Source organism: Streptomyces capoamus (assembly GCF_014654935.1).
Taxonomy (GTDB): Bacteria; Actinomycetota; Actinomycetes; order Streptomycetales; family Streptomycetaceae; genus Streptomyces; species Streptomyces capoamus.
Map to the genome: position 1 here is coordinate 23,176 of NZ_BNBF01000018.1, position 6,458 is coordinate 29,633.

At 75.6% G+C, this 6,458-nt stretch carries 6 protein-coding genes; all 6 read left to right on the forward strand.

The window, feature by feature from the left end:
- On the forward strand, window positions 1-1,110 hold a 1,110-nt coding region (gene pdhA, locus IE312_RS25850; protein ID WP_229900433.1), incomplete at its 5' end, for a pyruvate dehydrogenase (acetyl-transferring) E1 component subunit alpha.
- Complete coding sequence (locus IE312_RS25855; RefSeq protein ID WP_189984735.1) at window positions 1,107-2,111, forward strand: alpha-ketoacid dehydrogenase subunit beta; 1,005 nt, start codon at window positions 1,107-1,109, stop codon at window positions 2,109-2,111. The genes pdhA and IE312_RS25855, both read left to right, overlap by 4 nt.
- Window positions 2,111-3,463 carry a dihydrolipoamide acetyltransferase family protein gene (locus IE312_RS25860; protein WP_189984736.1) on the forward strand — a complete coding sequence of 451 codons (1,353 nt, stop codon included), beginning with the start codon at window positions 2,111-2,113 and terminating at the stop codon, window positions 3,461-3,463. Before IE312_RS25855 ends, IE312_RS25860 begins: the two co-directional genes overlap by 1 nt.
- A 109-nt stretch (window positions 3,464-3,572) precedes the next feature.
- Window positions 3,573-4,478, forward strand: a complete 906-nt coding sequence (locus tag IE312_RS25865; protein WP_189984737.1) for an NTP transferase domain-containing protein — start codon at window positions 3,573-3,575, stop codon at window positions 4,476-4,478.
- Window positions 4,475-5,860, forward strand: coding sequence for a molybdopterin molybdotransferase MoeA (locus tag IE312_RS25870; RefSeq protein ID WP_189984738.1), 1,386 nt, complete (start codon window positions 4,475-4,477; stop codon window positions 5,858-5,860). Before IE312_RS25865 ends, IE312_RS25870 begins: the two co-directional genes overlap by 4 nt.
- The coding region (locus tag IE312_RS41815; RefSeq protein ID WP_229900434.1) for an ion channel at window positions 5,857-6,458 on the forward strand (602 nt) is incomplete at its 3' end. The genes IE312_RS25870 and IE312_RS41815, both read left to right, overlap by 4 nt.

The window sequence follows — 6,458 nt, forward strand, 5'->3', positions numbered from 1 at the left end:
CCCGCCTGGCAGCCCCGTATGGACCCCGCGCCGCTGCTGCCCGACGCCGAGCCGTACCGCGTCCTCGGCACCGACGCGGCCGGCAAGGCCGACCCCGGCCTGCTGAGCCGGCTGTACGCCCAGCTGGTGCGCGGCCGCCGTTACAACACGCAGGCCACCGCCCTGACCAAGCAGGGCCGGCTCGCCGTCTACCCGTCCAGCACCGGCCAGGAGGCCTGCGAGGTCGCCGCCGCGCTGGCCCTGGAGGAGCGCGACTGGCTCTTCCCCAGCTACCGGGACACGCTCGCCGTCGTCGCCCGGGGCGTGGACCCCGCCGAGGCGCTCACCCTGCTGCGCGGCGACTGGCACAGCGGCTACGACCCCCACGCCCACCGGGTGGCCCCGCTCAGCACGCCGCTCGCCACCCAGCTGCCGCACGCCGTCGGCCTCGCCCACGCCGCCCGCCTGAAGGGCGACGACGTGGTCGCGCTCGCCATGGTCGGCGACGGCGGCACCAGCGAGGGGGACTTCCACGAGGCACTGAACTTCGCCGCCGTCTGGCAGGCACCGGTCGTCTTCCTGGTGCAGAACAACGGCTTCGCCATCTCCGTCCCGCTCGCCAAGCAGACCGCAGCACCCTCCCTGGCCCACAAGGCCGTCGGGTACGGCATGCCCGGCCGGCTGGTCGACGGCAACGACGCCGTGGCCGTGCACGAGGTCCTGAGCGACGCCGTACGGCACGCACGCGCGGGCGGCGGCCCCACCCTGGTGGAGGCGGTGACGTACCGCGTCGAGGCCCACACCAACGCCGACGACGCCACCCGTTACCGCGAGGACGCCGAGGTGGAGGCCTGGCGCGCCCACGACCCGGTGCGGCTGCTGGAACGCGAACTCACCGCGCGCGGACTGCTCGACGAGGCCGGCATCGAGGCCGCCCGGCAGGACGCCGAGACGATGGCCGCCGAACTGCGGGACCGCATGAACCAGGAGCCGGAGCTCGACCCGATGGACCTCTTCGACCACGTCTACGCCGAGACCACGGCGCAACTGCGCGAGCAGCGGGCCCTGTTGCGGGCCGAGCTGGAGGCCGAGCAGGAGCAGCACGGAGAGCAGGAGGGCGGCGCCCGATGACGACCGTCGCCGTCAAGCCCGCCACCATGGCGCAGGCCCTCACGCGCGCGATGCGCGACGCGATGGCCGCCGACCCCACCGTGCACGTCATGGGTGAGGACGTCGGCACCCTCGGCGGGGTCTTCCGCGTCACCGACGGCCTCGCCAAGGAGTTCGGCGAGGACCGCTGCACCGACACCCCGCTCGCCGAGGCCGGCATCCTCGGCACCGCCGTCGGCATGGCCATGTACGGCCTGCGGCCGGTGGTGGAGATGCAGTTCGACGCCTTCGCGTACCCGGCGTTCGAGCAGCTGATCAGCCATGTCTCCCGGATGCGCAACCGCACGCGCGGCCGGATGCCCCTGCCGATCACCGTCCGGATCCCCTACGGCGGCGGCATCGGCGGTGTCGAGCACCACAGCGACTCCTCCGAGGCGTACTACATGGCCACGCCGGGCCTGCACGTGGTCACCCCGGCCACGGTCGCCGACGCCTACGGGCTGCTGCGCCGGGCCATCGCCTCGGACGACCCGGTCGTCTTCCTGGAGCCCAAGCGGCTGTACTGGTCGAAGGACACCTGGAACCCCGAGCAGCCGACGGAGGTCGAGCCCATCGGCCGCGCGGTGGTGCGCCGGCCCGGCAGCACCGTCACGCTCATCACCTACGGCCCCTCGCTGCCGGTCTGCCTGGAGGCCGCCGAGGCCGCCCGGGCCGAGGGCTGGGACCTGGAGGTCGTCGACCTTCGCTCGCTGGTGCCGTTCGACGACGAGACGGTCTGTGCGGCCGTCCGGCGCACCGGCCGGGCCGTCGTCGTCCACGAGTCCACCGGCTTCGGCGGACCGGGCGGCGAGATCGCGGCCCGCATCACCGAGCGCTGCTTCCACCATCTGGAGGCGCCGGTGCTGCGCGTGGCCGGCTTCGACATCCCCTACCCGCCGCCCATGCTGGAGCGGCACCACCTGCCCGGCGTCGACCGCATCCTGGACGCCGTGGCCCGGCTGCAGTGGGAGGCCGAGGGCTGATGGCTCAGGTGCTGGAGTTCAAGCTGCCCGACCTCGGCGAGGGGCTCACCGAGGCGGAGATCGTCCGCTGGCTGGTCAAGGTCGGTGACGTGGTCGCCGTCGACCAGCCGGTGGTCGAGGTGGAGACGGCCAAGGCGATGGTCGAGGTGCCCTGCCCCTACGGCGGCGTGGTCACCGCGCGCTTCGGCGAGGAGGGCGCCGAGCTGCCCGTCGGCGCCCCGCTGCTGACGGTGGCCGTCGGCGCACCGGCGACGGAGTCCGAGGGCTCGGGCAACGTCCTGGTGGGCTACGGCACCCAGGCCCCGGCGGCCCGCAGGCGCCGGGTGCGCGCGGGTGCGGCCGGCGCCGACGGGAAGCCGCAGCCGCTCAGGACCGCCGCCGCGGCACCCCCGGCGCGCGGGACCGCACCGGCCGCGGCACAGCAGCCCGCGCCCCCGCCCGCCCCCGGGTCCGCCGGGGGACCGGTCCCCGTGATCTCCCCGCTCGTGCGCAAGCTCGCCCGGGACAACGGCGTCGACCTGCGCCGGCTCGCGGGCTCCGGGCCGGACGGACTCATCCTGCGCGCGGACGTGGAGAGCGCGCTGCGGGCCGGGACGGCCGGGACGCCCGTGGCCGGTGAGCCGGTCGTACGGGCGGCCCCCACGGCGGCACCCCCGGCCGGGGCCGGTGTGCGGATCCCGCTCAAGGGCGTGCGCGGCGCCGTCGCCGACAAGCTCTCCCGCAGCCGGCGGGAGATCCCGGACGCGACCTGCTGGGTCGACGCCGACGCGACCGAACTCATGCGCGCGCGGACGGCGATGAACACGGCCGGCGGCCCGAAGATCTCCCTGCTCGCGCTGCTCGCCCGCGTCTGCACGGCCGCCCTGGCCCGGTTCCCCGAGCTGAACTCCTTCGTCGACACCGAGGCCCGCGAGGTCGTCCGGCTCGACCACGTCCACCTCGGGTTCGCCGCCCAGACCGAACGCGGCCTGGTCGTGCCGGTCGTCCGGGACGCCCACGCGCGGGACGCCGAGTCCCTGACCGCCGAGTTCGCCCGGCTCACCGAGGCCGCCCGCGCGGGCACGCTCACCCCGGGGGAACTCACCGGCGGCACCTTCACCTTGAACAACTACGGCGTCTTCGGCGTCGACGGCTCCACCCCGATCATCAACCACCCCGAGGCGGCCATGCTCGGCGTCGGCCGCATCGTCCCCAAGCCGTGGGTGCACGAGGGCGAGCTGGCCGTCCGTCAGGTCGTCCAGCTCTCGCTCACCTTCGACCACCGGGTGTGCGACGGCGGCACGGCGGGCGGTTTCCTGCGGTATGTCGCGGACTGCGTCGAACAGCCGGCGGTGCTGCTGCGCACCCTGTGACGCACCCCGGCGCCCACCGGTGCGGGCTGCGCGGGCTGCGCGGTGCGCCCGCGCCCCCGGTGACCCGTGCCGGGTCCGCCGGCGGGACGGGGCAGGACATACTCGGGGGGTGACCGACAACGCCCCCGCCGGGCCCGCCGCGCCGTACGACGCCGTCGTGCTGGCCGGCGGTGCCGCCCGCCGGCTCGGCGGGGCCGACAAACCCGCCGTCCGCGTCGGGGGCCGCGCGCTGCTCGACCGGGTGCTCGCGGCCTGCGCGGACGCCCGGACCACCGTCGTAGTGGCCGCGCCCCGGCCCACCGTCCGCCCGGTGCGCTGGGCGCGCGAGGAACCGCCCGGCGGCGGACCGGTCGCCGCGCTGGAGGCCGGCCTGCGCCTCACCACCGCCGCGCACACCGTCGTCCTCTCCGCCGACCTGCCGTTCCTCGGACCGGCCGCGCTGGTACGCCTGCTGACGGCCCTTCGGGACACCGGCGCCGACGGCGCGCTGCTCACCGACTCGGGCGGTCGCGACCAGCCGCTCGTGGCCGCCTACCGCACCGCCGCCCTGCGCCGCGAGCTGGCCGCCCTCGCCACCGAGCACGGCGGCCTGGGCGGGCTGCCGCTGCGCCGGCTGACCGGCGCCCTCCGCCTCACCCGGGTCCCGGACCCGCTCGCGTCCTTCGACTGCGACACCTGGGACGACATCGCCGACGCCAGGGCACGGATCAGGGAGCATGGGCACGTGTTGGATGAATGGATCTCCGCAGTCAAGGACGAGCTGGGCATCGACCTGGACGTCGACACCGGCGCCCTCCTCGACCTGGCCCGGGACGCCGCACACGGCGTGGCCCGCCCCGCGGCCCCTCTGACCACGTTCCTCGTCGGCTATGCCGCGGCCCGGGGCGAGGGCGGCCCCGAGGCGGTCGCCGAGGCCGCCCGCAGGGCCGCCGCGCTGGCGCTGCGCTGGGCGGAGGAGAGCGACGGGGCAGCAGACGGGAGCAGCGGGGGCCCGAGCGCCCCGGACGCCGGATGACCGCCCCCGGCACCCGGGCCGAGGCAGCCGCCGAGGACACCGACGACCTGGACGTCGAGGAGGCGCTGGCGCTGGTGAGGGACGCCCGCAGGGAGAGCCGCGAGGACGGCCCGGACGACGGCACGGGCCGGGCCCCCGGCCCGGACGCACCGGCCCTGGGCGAGCGGTCCGCCGAACGGCACCGGGCCACCCCCTGGCCCCGGGCCCGGGAGACCGCCGCCCGCGCCGCCCGCTCCCGCGCCCGCCGCACCCCCGTCTCCGTGCCGCTCGGCGACGCCCTGGGGCTGGTCCTGGCCGCCCCGCTCGACGCGCTCACCGACCTGCCCTCCTTCGACACCTCCGCGATGGACGGCTGGGCGGTCGCCGGACCCGGCCCCTGGCAGGTCCGGGAGGAAGGCGTGCTCGCCGGGCACGCGCAGCCGGAGCCGCTCACCGACGGCGAGGCGGTCCGGATCGCCACCGGCGCCCGCATCCCCGCCGACACCACCGCCGTGCTCCGCTCCGAACACGGCCGGACCGACGCCCAGGGCCGGCTGCACACCACCCGCGAGATCCTCCACGGTCAGGACATCCGGCCCCGCGGCCAGGAGTGCCGCAGCGGCGACCAGCTGCTGCCCGTCGGCACCCTGGTCACGCCCGCCGTCCTGGGCCTGGCCGCGGCGGCCGGCTACGACACGGTCACCGTGGTGCCCCGGCCGCGCGCCGAGGTCCTCGTCCTCGGCGACGAGCTGCTGACCGAGGGACTCCCGCACGACGGGCTGATCAGGGACGCCCTCGGCCCCATGCTGCCGTCCTGGCTGCGCGCGCTCGGTGCCGAGGTGGTCGCCGTGCGCCGGATCGGCGACGACGCCAAGGCCCTGCAGAGGGCCGTCACCCGCTCCGAGGCCGACCTGATCGTCACCACGGGCGGCACCGCGTCGGGGCCGGTGGACCACGTCCACCCGGTCCTGGAGCGCGTCGGCGCCGAACTCCTCGTCGACGGTGTGAAGGTGCGCCCCGGCCACCCCATGCTGCTGGCCCGCACCAAGGACCACCAGCACCTCGTCGGTCTGCCCGGCAACCCGCTCGCGGCCGTCTCGGGGCTGCTCACCCTCGCCGAACCGCTGCTGCGGACGCTCGCCGCCCATCCCGCGCCCGAGCCGTACACCCTGCCGCTGCGGGAGGCGGCGCAGGGACACCCGCACGACACCCGGCTCATCCCCGTGGTGCTGCGCGGCGACCACGCGGTGCCGCTGCACTACAACGGTCCGGCCATGCTCCGGGGCATCGCCGCAGCCGACGCGCTGGCCGTCGTACCGCCGGGCGGGACCCGGCAGGGCGAGGAGGCGGAACTGCTGGACCTGCCGTGGGCGACCGCCGGGATCGGGGTGTGTTTCACGTGAAACTTCCGGGCCACGACGCCATCGCCCGCCACGCGGACGAGCATCTGGTGACCCATCGGGTGCAGCTCCCGAGGAAGGTGGTCGAGCGCCCGATCCGCCAGGTCGTCAAGCGGCTGATCATGGCCCTGCTGGTCCTGGTCGCCACCGCGTTCGTCGTCTACGCCGACCGCGACGGCTACCACGACAACTCCGACGGCTCGATCGACCTGCTCGACGCGTTCTACTACGCGACCGTCACGCTCTCCACCACCGGGTACGGCGACATCACCCCGGTCAGTGACGGTGCCCGGCTCGCCAACATCTTCGTCATCACGCCCCTGCGCGTGCTGTTCCTGATCATCCTGGTCGGCACCACGCTGGAGGTGCTCACCGAACGCACCCGTGAGGAATGGCGTCTGAACCGCTGGAGGTCCGCCGTGCGCGACCACACCGTCGTCATCGGCTTCGGCACGAAGGGACGGTCGGCCGTCCAGACCGTCTGCGCGACCGGTCTGAGGAAAGAGCAGGTCGTCGTGGTCGACCCCAGCTCCAAGGCGATCGACGCGGCCAACGCCGAGGGCTACGCCGGCGTCATAGGCGATGCCACCCGCAGCGACGT